Origin of the sequence: Salinigranum halophilum (genome assembly GCF_007004735.1) — an archaeon.
In the GTDB taxonomy this organism is placed as follows: domain Archaea; phylum Halobacteriota; class Halobacteria; order Halobacteriales; family Haloferacaceae; genus Salinigranum; species Salinigranum halophilum.
The window spans coordinates 95984-111319 of the sequence record NZ_ML660182.1; the positions used below are offsets into that span (position 1 = coordinate 95984).

At 65.8% G+C, this 15336-nt stretch carries 13 protein-coding genes and 1 tRNA gene; 8 read left to right on the forward strand and 6 right to left on the reverse strand.

Annotation, left to right across the window (positions count from 1 at the left end; genetic code table 11):
- The first annotated feature begins 94 nt into the window (after positions 1-94).
- Positions 95-4630, forward strand: coding sequence for a glutamate synthase large subunit (gene gltB / locus E6N53_RS00505; protein ID WP_142856039.1), 4536 nt, complete (start codon positions 95-97; stop codon positions 4628-4630).
- A gap of 254 nt (positions 4631-4884) precedes the next feature.
- Positions 4885-5874 carry an NAD-dependent epimerase/dehydratase family protein gene (locus tag E6N53_RS00510; RefSeq protein WP_142856041.1) on the forward strand — a complete coding sequence of 330 codons (990 nt, stop codon included), beginning with the start codon at positions 4885-4887 and terminating at the stop codon, positions 5872-5874.
- Between the two features lie 16 nt (positions 5875-5890).
- Here E6N53_RS00510 and E6N53_RS00515 read toward each other — a convergent pair whose 3' ends face one another.
- A complete protein-coding gene (locus E6N53_RS00515) occupies positions 5891-6580 on the reverse strand; it encodes an HD domain-containing protein (RefSeq protein WP_142856043.1) in 690 nt (229 codons plus the stop codon).
- Positions 6581-6729: 149 nt separating this feature from the next.
- Between E6N53_RS00515 and E6N53_RS00520 the strand changes: the two genes are divergently transcribed.
- The 3 genes from E6N53_RS00520 to E6N53_RS00530 all read left to right on the forward strand — a co-directional run bounded on the left by E6N53_RS00520 (position 6730) and on the right by E6N53_RS00530 (position 9107).
- Positions 6730-7455 (forward strand): alanyl-tRNA editing protein, encoded by a 726-nt coding sequence (locus E6N53_RS00520; RefSeq protein ID WP_142856045.1) that lies wholly within the window; start codon positions 6730-6732, stop codon positions 7453-7455.
- A gap of 122 nt (positions 7456-7577) precedes the next feature.
- On the forward strand, positions 7578-7889 hold the full coding sequence (locus tag E6N53_RS00525) for a non-histone chromosomal MC1 family protein (RefSeq protein ID WP_136588517.1): 312 nt from the start codon (positions 7578-7580) through the stop codon (positions 7887-7889).
- Between the two features lie 192 nt (positions 7890-8081).
- Positions 8082-9107, forward strand: coding sequence for a DHH family phosphoesterase (locus E6N53_RS00530; protein ID WP_142856048.1), 1026 nt, complete (start codon positions 8082-8084; stop codon positions 9105-9107).
- A 41-nt stretch (positions 9108-9148) separates the two neighbouring features.
- Here E6N53_RS00530 and E6N53_RS00535 read toward each other — a convergent pair whose 3' ends face one another.
- Positions 9149-9571, reverse strand: coding sequence for a universal stress protein (locus E6N53_RS00535; protein WP_161596494.1), 423 nt, complete (start codon positions 9569-9571; stop codon positions 9149-9151).
- An 83-nt stretch (positions 9572-9654) separates the two neighbouring features.
- On the opposite strand from E6N53_RS00535, the gene E6N53_RS00540 reads away from it, so the two are divergent.
- Positions 9655-11265, forward strand: coding sequence for a Na+/H+ antiporter NhaC family protein (locus tag E6N53_RS00540; protein ID WP_142856053.1), 1611 nt, complete (start codon positions 9655-9657; stop codon positions 11263-11265).
- Between the two features lie 145 nt (positions 11266-11410).
- Here E6N53_RS00540 and E6N53_RS00545 read toward each other — a convergent pair.
- The 4 genes from E6N53_RS00545 to E6N53_RS00560 form a co-directional block, all read right to left on the reverse strand.
- Positions 11411-11516 (reverse strand) — tRNA-Gln (locus E6N53_RS00545).
- Positions 11517-11633: 117 nt separating this feature from the next.
- Positions 11634-11966 (reverse strand): HNH endonuclease, encoded by a 333-nt coding sequence (locus tag E6N53_RS21200; protein WP_236642289.1) that lies wholly within the window; start codon positions 11964-11966, stop codon positions 11634-11636.
- A gap of 470 nt (positions 11967-12436) precedes the next feature.
- Positions 12437-12871, reverse strand: coding sequence for a metal-dependent transcriptional regulator (locus tag E6N53_RS00555; RefSeq protein ID WP_136588522.1), 435 nt, complete (start codon positions 12869-12871; stop codon positions 12437-12439).
- Between the two features lie 73 nt (positions 12872-12944).
- On the reverse strand, positions 12945-13430 hold the full coding sequence (locus E6N53_RS00560) for a ferritin-like domain-containing protein (RefSeq protein ID WP_142856055.1): 486 nt from the start codon (positions 13428-13430) through the stop codon (positions 12945-12947).
- Between the two features lie 184 nt (positions 13431-13614).
- Between E6N53_RS00560 and E6N53_RS00565 the strand changes: the two genes are divergently transcribed.
- Both E6N53_RS00565 and E6N53_RS00570 read left to right on the forward strand, forming a co-directional pair.
- On the forward strand, positions 13615-15042 hold the full coding sequence (locus E6N53_RS00565; protein ID WP_142856057.1) for a lamin tail domain-containing protein: 1428 nt from the start codon (positions 13615-13617) through the stop codon (positions 15040-15042).
- Entirely contained in the window at positions 15039-15329 is a 291-nt protein-coding gene (locus E6N53_RS00570) for a DUF3006 domain-containing protein (protein WP_142856059.1), read from the forward strand. Before E6N53_RS00565 ends, E6N53_RS00570 begins: the two co-directional genes overlap by 4 nt.
- Positions 15330-15336 lie beyond the last annotated feature (7 nt).

Sequence of the window (15336 nt, forward strand, 5' to 3'; positions counted from 1 at the left end):
CGGATACGGGATTGATATTATTACCTTATATGTGATTAACACACCCTTATCCCTTCATGAGTAGCCTGATAAGTGCGAGGTCCAACAAGGGGGTATGACCAAGCCACACAGAGACACCCACGCCGCGTCGGCGGGGCTCGCAGACCCCACGGACGAACGGTCGAACTGCGGCGTCGGGGCTGTCATCGACCTCGACGGCGGGTCTTCGCACGACGTCGTCGCGGACGGTCTCGAACTCTTAGCGAACCTCGAACACCGAGGCACCACCGGTGCCGAGGAGGACACCGGCGACGGCGCGGGTATCCTCATCCAGCGCCCCGACGAGTTCTTTGCGGCAGTCGTCGACATCGACCTCCCCGAGACGTACGCGGTCGGTTCGGTCTTCATGCCACAGAACGGCGACGACCGTCGGGCGCTCGAAGCGGTCGTCGAGTCGACGCTCGAAGACCACGGCGTCGAGGTGCTCGACTGGCGCGACGTCCCGACCGAGAACGGCGACCTTGGCAAGACGGCACTCGAATCCGAACCCGACGTTCGACAGGTGTTCGTCGCACCCGCCGCGGACCAGTCGACGGCGGCGTTCGACCGCGCGCTGTACGTCGGCCGCCGCGCCGTCGAGAAGGCGGTCGAGACGTCCACCGTCGCCGGGGCCGAGCGTTTCTACGTCTGTTCGCTCGACCGAAAGACGCTGGTGTACAAGGGCCTCCTAAAGGGTGAGCAGGTCGCGGACTACTACCCGGACCTCGGTGACGAGCGCGTGAAGACGACGCTCGCACTCGTGCACGCGCGCTTCTCGACGAACACGCTCGGCGCGTGGCACCTCGCTCACCCGTACCGGAAGGTCATCCACAACGGCGAGATAAACACCATCCAGGGGAACATCAACTGGATGCGCGCGCGGGAGACCGACCTCGCCGACCCCGCCTTCGGGGGCGACCTGGAGACGTTGAAACCCGTCATCAACGACCCGGGCCAGTCCGACACCGCCTCCGTCGACAACGCCATCGAACTCCTCCTCAACACCGGACGAGAGCTCCCGCACGTCCTCCGGATGCTCATCCCCGAGGCGTTCGAGGGTGACGACGAGATGGCCCAGGAACGGAAAGACTGGTACGACTTCCACGCCTCGCTCATCGAGCCGTGGGACGGCCCCGCGCTCGTCGCGGCGACCGACGGCGACCGGGTCGCCGCGGTACTCGACCGGAACGGTCTCCGGCCGTGCCGCTACGACATCACCACCGACAACACGCTCGTCATGGCCTCCGAGGTGGGTGCGCTCGACACCGACCCGAGTGAGATTCGCGAACGCGGCCGGCTCCAACCGGGTCAACTGTTCATGGCCGACCCCGCGGAGGGGCGAGTCATCCCCGACGAGGAGGTGTTCGACCAGCTCACCGACGAGAAGTACGGCGAGTGGGTCAGTGAACACCAGGTCGAACTCGCCGACGTCGTCGACGACGGCGACATGCTCCCCCACGCCCGGGTCGACCATCTCCGCGCACAGCAGGCGGCGTTCGGCTACACGCACGACCAGCTCAGTCATCTCATCGAGCCGATGGCCCAGTCGGGGAAAGACCCCGTCGGGTCGATGGGCGACGACACCCCCCTGTCGGTCCTCTCGGACTTCAACCGCCCGCTGTTCACCTACTTCAAGCAGCTGTTCGCACAGGTGACGAACCCGCCGCTCGACTACATCCGCGAGGAGCTCGTCACCTCGCTCGAATCGAGGCTCGGATACCAGCGGAACCTCCTCGACGAGAGCCCCGAACACGCCCAGCAGCTCGTCCTCGACTCGCCCGTCCTCACGGACGCCCAGTTAGCGGGTATCAGGGGGCTCGACGGCGACGTCTCCTCGGCCGTCGTCGACATCACTTACGAGAAGGGCGTCGCGTTGACGGACGCCATCGAACGTATCCGCGACGACGCGAAGGCGGCCATCGACGCGGGCGCAACGGTCGTCGTGCTCTCCGACCGGACCATCGGCGAGGACCGGGTCGCGGCACCCAGTCTGCTGGTCACCGGCGCGGTCCACCACGCCCTCGTCCGAAACGGGCTTCGAAACCATGCCGGACTCGTCCTCGAGTCGGGTGACCCCCGCGAGGTCCACCACATCGCGACCCTCGTCGGCTACGGTGCCGACGCGGTCAACCCCTACCTCGCGTACCAGACCATCTGCGACATCGTCGCCGGTCCCGACGGTGCGGACGAGGCCGAGGCCATCGCGGCGTACAAGAAGGCGCTGGAGGACGGCCTCCTGAAGACGATGGCGAAGATGGGTATCTCGACCGTCGAGTCGTACCAGGGCGCGCAGATATTCGAGGCGGTCGGTCTCGACTCCGACTTCGTCGAGGAGTACTTCGAGGGGACCGAGATTCGCACGGAGGGTATCGGCCTCCCGCAGATCGAAGAGGACCTCCTCACGCGCCACGCGGTCGGCTTCGGTGCCGACCCCGAACTCGACCGATCCGGCGAGTACGAGAACCGTTCGAGCGGACTGCACCACCGCTGGAACCCCCAGACCGTCGGGACGCTCCAGCAAGCCGCCCGGTCGGGCAGCTACGAGAAGTACGGCGAGTTCGCCGAACTCGTGAACGACCAGACCCAGGAACTGCAGACGCTCCGTGGCCTCCTGGAGTTCGACTCCGACCGCGACCCCGTTCCCTTAGCGGAGGTCGAACCGGTCGAAGACATCGTCACGCGCTTCTCGACGGCGGCCATGTCGCTCGGGTCGCTCTCTCCCGAGGCCCACGAGAACAACTCCATCGCGATGAACCGTCTCGGGGGCAAGTCGAACTCCGGCGAGGGCGGCGAACCGCCCGAGCGGTTCAACACGGAGAAGGAGTGTACCGTCAAGCAGGTCGCCTCCGGCCGCTTCGGCGTCACCTCCGAGTATCTGACGAACGCCGAGGAGATCCAGATCAAGATGGCCCAGGGGTCGAAGCCCGGCGAGGGCGGGCACCTCCCCGGAAAGAAGGTCAACGAGATGATCGCACACGTCCGCTTTTCGACGCCGGGCGTCGGCCTCATCTCGCCGCCACCGCTGCACGACATCTACTCCATCGAGGACCTCAAGCAGCTTATCCACGACCTCAAGGTCGCCAACCCCGACGCCGACATCAACGTCAAACTCGTCTCCGAGGCGGGCATCGGCACCATCGCGGCCGGTGTCGCCAAAGCGAACGCCGACGTGGTCCACATCTCGGGCGACTCCGGTGGGACGGGTGCCTCCCCGAAGACCTCTATCAAGAACGCGGGTCTCCCGTGGGAACTCGGCCTCGCCGAGGCGAACCAGATGCTGCGGGCGACGAACCTCCGCTCGCGTATCAAGGTCTCGACCGACGGTGGCCTGATGACCGGCCGCGACGTCGCCGTCGCGGCGCTCCTCGGAGCCGAGGAGTACATCTTCGGGACGGCCGCACTCGTCACGGGTGGCTGTGTGATGGCCCGCCAGTGCCACGAGAACACCTGTCCGGTCGGGGTGGCGACCCAGAACGAAAAGCTGAGAGAACGGTTCCCCGGTAAGCCCCAGCACGTCATCAACTACATGACGTTCATGGCCCAGGAGCTTCGAGAGATCATGGCCGAACTCGGCTTCCGGACGGTCGACGAGATGGTCGGTCGCCCCTCGCTGCTCCGCCAGCGCGAGACCGACCACCCGAAGGCCAAGCATCTCGACCTCTCGGCAGTCATCGCCGAGCCCGCGCCGGGACCGCGGTACAAGACCGAAGCGCAGCGTCACGCCGACCTCGCGACACAACTCGACCACGACCTCATCGAACAGGCCCAACCCGCACTCAACGAGGGGCGCGGCGTCCGCATCCAGTCCGACATCTCGAACGTCGACCGGGCCGTCGGGGCGATGCTCTCGAACCGCATCTCGAAAGCGTACGGCGGCACCGGCCTGCCCGACGACACCATCAGCATCGACTTCGAGGGCGTCGCGGGCCAGTCGTTCGGCGCGTTCCTCGCCAGCGGCGTGACGATGCGGCTCGAAGGTGCCTGCAACGACTACGTCGGCAAGGGGCTCTCCGGCGGGAAGCTCATCGTCCGGACGCCCGAGACGGCCGCATACGTCGCCGACGAGAACGTCCTCATCGGCAACGTCGCGCTGTACGGGGCGACGCAGGGCGAGGCGTACATCAACGGGGTCGCAGGCGAGCGCTTCGCCGTTCGGAACTCCGGGGTCAAGGCGGTCGTCGAAGGCGTCGGCGACCACGGCTGTGAGTACATGACCGGCGGCGTCGTCGCGGTGCTCGGTGACACGGGCAAGAACTTCGCAGCGGGGATGTCTGGCGGGGTCGCGTACGTCTACGACCCCGACGACACGTTCGCCCGCACGGCCAACACCGGCATGGTCTCGCTCGAAGACACGCTCGACGAAGCGGACGAGGCGATGCTCCGCCGACTGGTCGAGAACCACGCCGAGTACACCGGCTCCGACCGCGCCGCGTGGATGCTCGACGAGTGGGCCGACGTGAGCCAGGCGTTCGTGAAGGTGATGCCCGACGCGTACGCCGAGGTCATCGCCGAGCGGGCGCGAGACGACGTTCGTACCGACCTCCCAGAAGAGGCGAGCGCCTCCGCAGTCGACACCGAATCGGGCAGCGTCGCGACGACGAGCGACGACTGACGCGTCCGACTCGTTCCGACTCGACTTCTCAACGCTCGTCTCGACCGAACGTTTATCTCCGATACCGAGACCATCAGGCCGTGTGCGCCAGAACGAGGCCACGGAACGTCTGCGGTCGTGTGGTGTGTCCGTTCCGTGCAGCGCCTGAACGCTGAGACGCGCCACCTGTCCGCACTCTTTGCCGGAGCGATGCTACTTCCCTCCGCTCGCCTCAGGAGTGACACGCTTTACTGCCCGCGTTCGCAGGGGGTGGTATGGACTCCGTACTCGTCATCGGTGGCACGCGCTTCATCGGCCGCCATCTCGTCGAGCACCTCCTCGACCACGACTATCACGTCACACTGTTCACCCGCGGGACCCACGAGAACCCCTTCGCCGCCCACGAGTACGTCGACCACGTCCAGGGCGACAGAGGGGTCAAAACCGACCTCCAGGCGGCGGCGATGACTGTCGACTACGACGCGGTGTTCGACCTCGTCGCGTACCATCCCGGAGACGTCGAGACGGCGGTCGACGTGTTCGCCGACGCCGAGGCGTACGTCTACGTCTCCAGCGGGGCGGCGTACGGCGACGAGGTGATTCCGAAACGCGAGGGCGAGACGGGGTTGAAGCCCTGTACGCCGGCGCAGGCGACCGACGAGTCTCCGGACTCGTACGGTGCGCGGAAGGCCGCGGGCGACCGCGTGGTGTTCGAGGCCGCCGAACAGGGCGTCCGCGCGATGTCGGTCCGCCCCTGTGTCGTCTACGGCCCGCACGACTACACGGAGCGAACGGATTACTGGCTCGCGCGCGTCCACGACCACGACCGCGTGCTCGTCCCCGGCGACGGGACGAACGTCTGGCACCGCGTCTACGCTCCCGACGTCGCCGAGGCGATGCGACTCGTCGCGGAAGAAGGAACCGCAGGCGAGGCGTACAACGTCGGGGACCGTCGCCTCACCACCCTGCGCGAGTACGTCGATCTCGCGGCGGACGCCATGGGGACCGACGTCGAAGTCGTGACCGCCGGCGAGCGGGAACTCGCTGCGGGGGGACTCGCGCCGACCGACTTCCCGCTCTATCGGTCGTATCCGCACGTCATGTCGACGGCGAAGCTCACGCGACTCGGCTGGGAGTCGACGCCGCTCTCGTCGGCGATGCTCGCGACAGCGGCCGACCACCGCGAGAGCGACCGTGACGGGAGCGACGTCGGCCCCAGTCGGGAGAACGAGGCCCGCGTCCTCGGCGTGCTCGATACGCTCTGAGGGCTCGTCGCCCGCGCTACTCGCCGAAGCCCTCGTGGTCCATGTTCGGGACCTCCTCCTCGAGCCACTCTTGGAACCACTTCACCCGGGTGAGCCGCTGGTGGACGAGGCTCTCGGCGGTGTCGGACTCGACCCGTCGGGACGCGTCCTTGCCGCGTTCGAGGACCCGCTGGACCATCTCGGCAGCGTCCATGTGGGTCCGCGCCTCGTAGCCCATCCGCAGGAGCATCAACGCGGTGCCGTTGGCACCGACCTTGTCGATGATGTCGGCCTCGATGAGACAGCGCGTCTCCAGTGAGACGTCCGAGAGCGGCCCCTGATAGGAGTGTTCGGAGACGACCTGACACACCTGTTCGATGAGCGACTGTGTGAAGTCTCCGTGTGTCGTGAGGTACTCGCGGGCGACACGCGCACCCTCCTCGGCGTGGACCTCCTGGTCGGCTTCGAGTTTGGCGATGTCGTGAAACAGCGCGGCGATGGTGACCACGTCCACGTCAGCGCCCTCGCGTTCGGCGATGTGCACGGCGAGGTCGACCACGTTGAGGATGTGGTTGTAGCGGTACTCCGCACTGTGCCAGGGGTACCACCGCATGCGCCCGCCGTCGTCCTCGTTCTCGACGCTCGCGTCGAGGTAGTCGTACACGAACGCCTTCATCTCCTCGAACGCGTTCTCCGAGACGGGCGACTCTTGGATCTCAACGCCCACGGCAACACCTCCCGCTCCGGAATCGTCTCTGATAGTTCATTACATCGCAAAACGGTTCTTCCGCTCTTAGGCGTTACGACGGTTTCGACGCAGCGTGTCGCGGAGATATGAGCGACGTGGGTAAGTCCGTGCCCCCCGTCCGTCCCGGTATGACCGACGCGTTGTACCTGGCCGAGACGCGACAGCGGACGTTCGAGGCACACGTCGAACGCGCACTCGACGACCGGGTCGTGCTCGACCGGACCTGCTTCTACCCGACTGGCGGCGGCCAGCCGTCTGACACCGGTGTCCTCCGAGACCCCGTCACGGAGACCACCTGGCGGGTCACTGGCGTCGAGAAACGCGACACGATTCACCACATGGTCGACGGGAACCCGCCCACGGCCGGGACGTCGCTCGTGGGCGAACTCGACTGGGAGCGTCGGTACGCACACATGCGCTATCACACGGCTCAACACCTCCTCTCGGCGGTGTTGCTCGAAGCGTTCGACGCCGAGACGACCGGTAACCAGCTGTACGCCGACCACGCCCACCTCGACTGTGCGTACCCGCGGTTCTCGGCCACCGACCTCGCGGACATCGAGGCGCGGCTGAACGACCTCGTCGCCGCGGACCTCCCTGTCGAATGGTACGTCCTCGACCGCGGCGAAGCCGAGCGACGGCTCGACCCGGAGCGGACGCGCCTGCACCTGCTCCCCGACTCCATCACCGAGGTCCGCATCGTCGAGGTCGTCGGGCCGGACGGAACGGCGTACGACCGGACCGCGTGTGCGGGGACTCACGTCGCGTCGACGGGTGCAATCGGGTCCGTCGAGGTCGTCGGCCGGGAGACGAAGGGTACCGGCGAAGAGCGCATCGAGTTCGTCCTCTCGTAGCACCGCCGCCCGGTTTCCCGTCAAAACGTCATCTCGTACTGTCAGATAGAAACCGCACGACTGCGCAGTGGAGGTCCGTTCCGTCTGGTGGTTTTATTAACCTTGGCAGTGTGAGGGGTGGTATGGTCCGTGAAGACGGCAAGCGGAACTTCGTGCTCCGCGAAGAGGACGGTACCGAAGACAGCGTGTTCAGCGGTCGAACGCCCCGACAGGCGGCACTCAAAGCGGCCCGCCGACTCCATCCCGCGCCGAGCGAGGACGAGGTCGACGACAAGGCCGTCTTGCGACTTCGCGAGCGCGGGACCGACAAGGTCCACATCTACCACGGCTGGGCCTGGAAGGAGGAGGCGCCCGACGACGCGCCCGACTGGATGCCCGAAGTCATCACCAAGGCGAACGTCTCCAAGCAGGGTATCGAACACCTCGACGAGTGAGACTCGCCCGCTGACGCGTCCGCTCGGCGTCCGTGGACTGTCGGGTGTCGGCCTCGCGACGTCGCTCGTCGGACGGAAGCGAACGCTCACGCGCGCTCCCGCTTGCTCGTCTTCTCTCGGTCTCGTCCAGTCCGTTCGTTCGCGGCGTCTCGCGCCCACAGAGCCTTGACCCTCTCGGCCCAACCGACCCGTATGCCCAGTGGACCTGCCCTCGCCGAGTTCCTCGCGGGCCACGACTCGCTTGCGGTCGTCTGTCACAACAACCCCGACCCCGACAGCCTCGCCAGCGCCATGGCGCTCGAGGTAATCGCTCACGACGCGGGACTCACGGACGTCGACGTGCTGTACAGCGGTTCGATCTCCCACCAGCAGAACCGGGCGTTCGTGAACCTCCTCGACCTCGACCTGACGCGCTTCGCCGTCGGCGACCTCGATACAGCCGACCTCGTCGCGTTCGTCGACCACTCTCGCCCCGGAGCGAACAACGAGGTGCCCCAGGAGACGTCGGTGGACATCGTCATCGACCACCACACAGCCGACGGTGTCGACGCGTCCTACGTCGACCACCGGGAGGCCATCGGTGCGACGGCGACCATCATGACGGAGTATCTCTCGGAACTCGACCTCCTGACGTCGGAGGCGCTCGCGACGGCGCTCATGTTCGCCATCCGGCGCGAGACGCTGACGTTCCTCCGGGGGGCGACGAGCGCCGAGTTCGCGGCCGCGGAACGGCTCCACGGCCACCTCGATACCGAACTGTTGCGCCGACTCGCCCACCCCGCGGTCAGCGAGTCGACGGTCGACGCCATCAGCGACGCCATCGACAACCGGACGGTCCGCGGGTCGACGCTCCTCAGCCACACCGGGTGGACGACAGAGCGCGACGCCATCCCGCAGGCCGCAGACTACCTCTCGGAGGTCGAGGGCGTTCAGACCTGCATCGTCTTCGGCCTCATCGACGACAGCGTCGAACTCAGCGCCCGTTCGACCGACTCGCGCGTCCACGTCGGCAACGTCCTCGACGAGGCGTTCTCCGACGTGGGAAGCGCCGGCGGCCACCGCCAGATGGCCGGCGGGCACGTCCCGCTCGGTCTGTTCGCCGACCTCGCCAGCGACGGTGGCGACGAGGAGTTGGTCGAGATGGTCGAGCGAATCGTCTCCCGGCGACTCAGCAGACGGCTCAACCTCTCCTCGCGAGAGGAAGCGGACACAGAGTAGCCACGGACGACGCCGCGCGTGTCACGTGTCGGCCGGACTGCTCACCGGATGAGGGTCACTGGGACGGGAATCCGGTCGACGACCCGTTCGGCGACGCTGCCGACGAAGAACCGCTCGAGGAAGTCTCGGCTGTGACTCCCGAGGACGACGTGGTCGATGTCGTGGTCGTCGACGTACTCGAGAATCTCCTGCCAGGGTCGACCCCGCTCGACGACCGTCGTCAACGGGGCGTCGAACTCGGCAGCGATCGACTCGGCCTCCTCGAGCAGGTCCTCGCCCTCCTTTTCACGTTGCTCGTAGATCTCGCCGAGCTTCACGCCCACGTACCGCTCCGGCTGGTACGTGACGCTCGTGTCGACGACGAACAGCGCCGTCACCTCCGCTTCCGGAAAGCGCTCGTAGGCGAACCGGAGCGCTTCGACCGCGAGCTTCGAACCGTCGAACGGAACCAGAACGCCCGTCATGCAGAGTATCTCACTCCCCATGCCATTAAACATCGGCTCGATTTCGGCAGGGTTTTATGTACTATCTTGTGGTGTGTGTACATATGTCAGAGTTTGGTGCACTATCACTCGTCCCGCCGCTGTTGGCTATCGTGCTCGCGATCGTCACGAGGAAAGCAGTCCTGTCGCTGTTCGTCGGCATCTGGGCCGGGGGTATCATCCTCACCGGTGGGGTCGGCCTCGGACAGACCTTCGACTGGATCGCAGCGGCGATCGGTGAGAGCGTGTTTCACGCGCAGATAATCGTCTTCACGCTGCTGCTCGGCTCGTCGGTCGCGATGATCTGGCGGTTGGGAGGGTCACACGCCGTTCGGGACTTCGCCATCGAACGAATCGACACCAAGCGCAAGGCTGGTGCCGCGGCGTGGATACTCGGTGTGGTCCTGTTCTTCGACGATTACGCGAACACCGCGGTCGTCGGGAGTACGATGAAAGACGTCTCGGACCACCTGAACATCTCCCGCGAGAAGCTCTCGTACCTGGTCGACTCGACCGCCGCGCCGGTCGCGACGCTGGCGATCTCCTCGTGGGTGGCCTTCCAGCTGTCGATGATCGAGTCGGGCTACGCAGCGACCGACCTGGCCGAGAGCGAGATTCCGGACTCGTTCGGGGTCTTCCTGCAGTCGATCCCCTACAACATGTACGCGATTCTGGCCATCGCCATGGTCGGCATCATCGTGCTCAGTCAGCGAGACTACGGCGAGATGCTCACCGCCGAACACCGCGCCGCCGAAACCGGCAAGGTGACTCGTGACGACGCCCGGCCGATGCAGGACGTCGAGGCCGAACTCGGGAAGCCGAACATCGACGACCCGCGACTGGTGTCGTTCTTCCTGCCCATCGTGGTGCTCATCTCGGTCACGATCGGCTCGGCGCTGTACACCGGGTACGAACCGGGCGCGTCGCTGTACGACGTCGTCACCGGTGCCGACTACGCGGTGGCGCTCATCTTCGGCTCGTTCGCGATGGTCGTCTCGACGTACGCACTCGGCTACGTCTACAACATCCTCTCGCTGAGCGAGAGCGTCGACACGACCATCGACGGCTTCGGCATCATGCTGACCGCGGTGACGATTCTCGTCCTCGCGTGGAGCATCGGCAACGTCGTCGCGCCCGTCGAAGACGGGGGACTCGGCACGGGCGCGTACATCGCAACGCTGGTCGAGCAGTTCCTGTCTCCCGAGATTCTGCCGGTCGCTGTGTTGTTCACCGCCGCGTTCATCGCCTTCTCGACCGGGAGTTCCTGGGGTACGATGGCGATCGTGACCCCGATCGCCGTTCCGGTGGCGTGGAACCTCACCGGCAGCCACACCATGGTCGCGGCCATCGTCGGCATGGTGTTTTCGGGTGCCATCTTCGGCGACCACTCCTCGCCCATCTCCGACACGACGGTGCTGTCGTCGACTTTCACCGGCGCCGACCTCATCGACCACGTCCGCACGCAGTTTTACTACGCGACGACAGTCGCCATCGTGGCGCTCGTGTTGATGCTCGTGTGGGGGTACACCCGTATCACGCCGTTCGCCCTGCTCGCGGTCGGCGTCGTGTCGCTGGTCGGACTCGTCTACGGCCTCTCGGAGTTCGACGCGAACCGGCGTGGCATCGACCCGAAGTCCACCACCGAACCACCCGAGGCCGCACCGGCCGACGACTGACCGGGAAGTCGTCGGTTGCCCGCACGGACATAGCGTCGACTCGGACGAGGGGACGGAGACTCGATCTCGTGGCGTGACCGTTCGCTCGTCGTCTGGACTCGACTCCGGGACGGATACCTCTCGCTCACGTACCTTCGGGAGAAGATAGTCCCGGGCGGATTCGAACCGCCGTCAATGGCTGGCTTCCACGCCTGGTCAACTCCAGTAGCGTGTCCAAAGGCCATTATGATTGGCCACTACACCACGGGACTGCACTCACTCTTTGCGATAGACACCGACGGTCATATGCTCTACGATGTACGGCACCGTCACCGCCTGTTCCGGATGCGAGTGTGCGATTGAACGGTACTCTCGCTTATACAATAGACTTACCCTTTGAAACGAGTGACGCTGCTAGTATCACTCTCAACGAGGCAGTGACAACTTCGACAGAGTGAGACGAGGTTTGTAAGTGTGTGTGCCTCCTCGGGGTTCTCAAACTCACGGACTGGTTTGATGTGGTGGACATCGGGGTTCTGTTCTAACTCGTCGGCCGTCTTCTCACAACGAACACAGCGATAGTCGTCACGTTCTAGGGCTTCGCGGCGTGCCTTCCACCAGCCAGTGCCGTAATCGAGAGAACCACCCTTCGACTGGTGATGATTCTCTCCGACGATGTTTTCCGACAACCACTGCCCGTAACAGGCCGACGAACAGAACACTCCGTAGGAATTCCTCGCTCTCCTCCATTCCTGAATACGGAGGACGGAGCCACACTGCTCGCAGTTGGTGGTTATCCGCGCTGGACGTGCTGGGTTTTAGCCAAGAGGCCGACTGCCTGCTTGACACATCTCGAACAGTAGACCCCCCGTTTGTTCGAGGGGTAGTAGTCGAACCGGGTTTCACAGATTCGACACACTGCTGTTTCTCTACTATCCCTCCAGTTTCCGTTGTTTTTTCCAGCGTTCGGGTTGCAGTTATCGCAGTACTTTCGCTGTGACTTGGGATCGTAGAACTCCACACCGCAGTCAGCACAGGTACGGTTTGGGAGCGACTCACCGTGTACTTTCGAGTGATGTTGACGTAGCCCGCTTTCGGTGCGAACCGATCTACTGCACGTCGGGCAGTCCATAACAGCGTAACAAACCACGCTCTCTTGAATCTCTGGTCTGTGTGTAACGGTCCGTCCCGTTCAATCCGCCGGGTTCTCCGACGGAATCTCGAGATACCGACAGGCGTCGGTCTCGGGGTCGAAGCAGTCGGGACACTCCGCGTTGCGTTCGATGATGGTGTCGAGTCGTTCTGCCACCGTCTCGTCGATGACGGGTTCCAGTTCGCGCGCCTCGGCGCGGAACTCCTCGACGTCGAGGACGTTCGCGAGGAAGCGCTCGATGATGCAGTACGTCTGCAGCGCCTCCCGAGCGTTGATGATACCCTCGTCGGTGAGGCGGACGCCCTTGTACTTCTCGTGCTCGGCGAGGCCTCTCCCTTCGAGTTTGCCGATCATCTCGTTGGCGCTCGCGGGGCTCACGTTGAGCATGTCCGCGAGCGCACCGGTCGACGCGGGGCCGTCTTCCATCTCCTGGAGCAGGTAGATCGCCTTGACGTACTGGTCTGCGGTGTTCATGTGGTCTCCTCCTGCGGGCGGGTCGTCTCGTTCGGGGCGCCGTCGTCACGGTCGTCGAACGACGCGTCCGGGTTCATTCGCGACGCTCCATGATCTTCGTCACCGCTTCGACGCCGTCTGCTTCCTCCTCGCGGATGGCGACGAGCGTCTCGAGCAACCGGTCGCGGTCGATGCTGAACGGGACGTCACTGGCGCGGATTGCACCGATGAGGTCGTCGTAGAACTTGTACGCCGTCTCCTCGTTGCAGAGCTGGTCGTACAGCACGCCGTCGAAGTCCTCTGGTTTCGTCTGGCCGTACTGGGCCTCGACGAGCGCGTTCACCTCCTCGAACGGGATGGTGTCGACGTCGAGTTCGTCGACGATGGCCTCGAGTCGTTCGCGGTGGAGCGCCGACTCCTCGGCCGCCTCGACGAGCAACGCCTCGATCTCGTCGTCGGGCTCTTCGAGCGTTCCCGTGTGGTGTTGCGCGCGGGCCTCGACGACCTCCTCCAAGACGATGCCGATCTGAAGGAGCCGTGCCAGTTGGTGGTCCGAGGTCACGCGGTTCCCGACGCTCACGGGAGCCGACCCTCCACGATGCGTCCCCTGACGGTCATACTCGGGGGGTAGTGTGTGACCGACTTAAGCGGTTCCCTCGCTGACCGGTCCTGTCTCGACGAGTCCCCGGTGTCGACGCTCTCACCAGCCGACCCGCGCCGGGAGGTGCCACAGTCTCAAGTCCCCTCGCCGCCTCTCTCCGGAGATGCGCTCTCGTGCTCACCCCCTCTCGGTCCTCGTGGTCGTCGGGTTGCTCGTCCTCGCCGGCTGTACTGCCGGCACCGGCTCGCCGTCTTCCGCCCCGGAGGTCACAGCGACTGCCACACCCGACGGGGAGGGACAGCCATCGGACGGGACGGCCGCCGCGGCGAACGTCTCCGGCACCTTGTCGGTCCACTTCATCAACGTCGGTCAGGGGGACAGCACGCTCATCGTCGGGCCGGCGGGTGAGACGGTTCTGGTCGACACGGGCGACTTCCGTGACGACGGCGCGCACGTCATCGACTACCTCGACTCGCAGGGGGTCGACCGCATCGACGCGCTCGTCTCGACCCACGCCGACGCCGACCACATCGGTGGACACGCGGCCGTCATCGAGTACTACGAGACCGAGAAACGAGGTGTTGGGGCGGTCTACGACCCGGGCGTCGCCGCGTCGACGGCGACGTACGACCGCTACCTCGACACCGTCGAGCAGTACGACGTCCCGCTGTACAGAACGCTCGCGGGTGACCGCATCCCGCTCGACGGCGCGCGAGTGACGGTGCTCGGCCCCCCACAGCCGTACCTCGCCGATGGCGAGCGCAACGACAACAGTATCGTCCTTCGCGTCGCCTTCGGGCGGACGAGCGTGCTCCTCACGGGTGACGCTGGACCCGCCGAGGAGCCGTACCTGGTCGAGAATCACGAGGCAGCGCTCGACGTCACCCTGCTGAAAGTGGGCCACCACGGCAGCAGTTCGAGCACCAGTGCGGCGCTGCTCAACGCCGCGACGCCGAACGCCGCCGTCGTCTCCGCTGCTTACGACTCCCGGTACGGTCACCCTCACGAGGAGGTGTTGGGACGACTCGCCGCCCGGTCGGTGCCGACCTACTGGACGGGGACGCACGGCACCATCGTCGCCACCAGTGACGGCGCGGTGTTCGAGGTCGCCACGCAGGCGGCAGCGACCACTCGCCCACGTGACCTCCGCGTGGACGCGCCCGTCTCGCCCGACACTCGGGGTCCCGTCGTCGTCCGCGCCGCCTACCGCGACACGGAAAGCGGTGGAGCGACGAGCGCGGCGACGACATCACCCGAGACGCGCGTCGAGATTTCGACGATTCACGCCGACGCCGCCGGGGACGACCGCGAGAACCTCACGGACGAGTACGTCGTGGTGACGAACCGCGGTTCCGAGCGGGTCGACCTCTCGGGGTGGGTCCTCACCGACGAGAGCGGCGCGCGGTACACGTTCTCACAGGGGACGGCTCTCGACCCCGGCGAGTCGGTGACCGTCCGGACGGGCGACGGGACCGACACGGCGACGGACCGCTACTGGGACGCCGGCCGCCCGGTGTGGAACAACGACGGCGACACGGTTACCTTGCTTCGGACAGACGGTGGAGTCGTGACGGAGCGCAGCTACTCGTGATCGACCCAGGCACCTACACGGCGACGCTGGACCGGTTCGAAGACGCTCCCGGGACGGAAGTGGCAGTGCTCGTCGTCGAACGCGACGACGAGGCCGTCTCGCAACTGGACCTCCCGGTCGAGGCGATCCCCGACGCGGGTCGACGAGTCGACGCGGTGTTCGACCTCGTGGTCGGCGAGCGCCGCTTCGAACTCACCTACCGCGACGACGAGACGGCCCGCCGCGCCGCGGACGCCCAGTCGCGCTTCGACCGCCTCGCACAGCGCCCGCCCTCTGTCGACGAGTGACCGTGCT

Excerpts from the sequence above, each read along its gene's own strand:
- E6N53_RS00540 (WP_142856053.1), top strand. The coding sequence starts at position 9,655 with ATGTCAGAGTTTGGTGCACTATCACTCGTCCCGCCGCTGTTGGCTATC.
- gltB (WP_142856039.1), top strand. The coding sequence starts at position 95 with ATGACCAAGCCACACAGAGACACCCACGCCGCGTCGGCGGGGCTCGCA.
- E6N53_RS00565 (WP_142856057.1), top strand. The coding sequence starts at position 13,615 with ATGCGCTCTCGTGCTCACCCCCTCTCGGTCCTCGTGGTCGTCGGGTTG.
- E6N53_RS00510 (WP_142856041.1), top strand. The coding sequence starts at position 4,885 with ATGGACTCCGTACTCGTCATCGGTGGCACGCGCTTCATCGGCCGCCAT.
- E6N53_RS00520 (WP_142856045.1), top strand. The coding sequence starts at position 6,730 with ATGACCGACGCGTTGTACCTGGCCGAGACGCGACAGCGGACGTTCGAG.
- E6N53_RS00525 (WP_136588517.1), top strand. The coding sequence starts at position 7,578 with ATGGTCCGTGAAGACGGCAAGCGGAACTTCGTGCTCCGCGAAGAGGAC.
- E6N53_RS00530 (WP_142856048.1), top strand. The coding sequence starts at position 8,082 with ATGCCCAGTGGACCTGCCCTCGCCGAGTTCCTCGCGGGCCACGACTCG.
- E6N53_RS00535 (WP_161596494.1), bottom strand. The coding sequence starts at position 9,571 with ATGACGGGCGTTCTGGTTCCGTTCGACGGTTCGAAGCTCGCGGTCGAA.
- E6N53_RS00555 (WP_136588522.1), bottom strand. The coding sequence starts at position 12,871 with ATGAACACCGCAGACCAGTACGTCAAGGCGATCTACCTGCTCCAGGAG.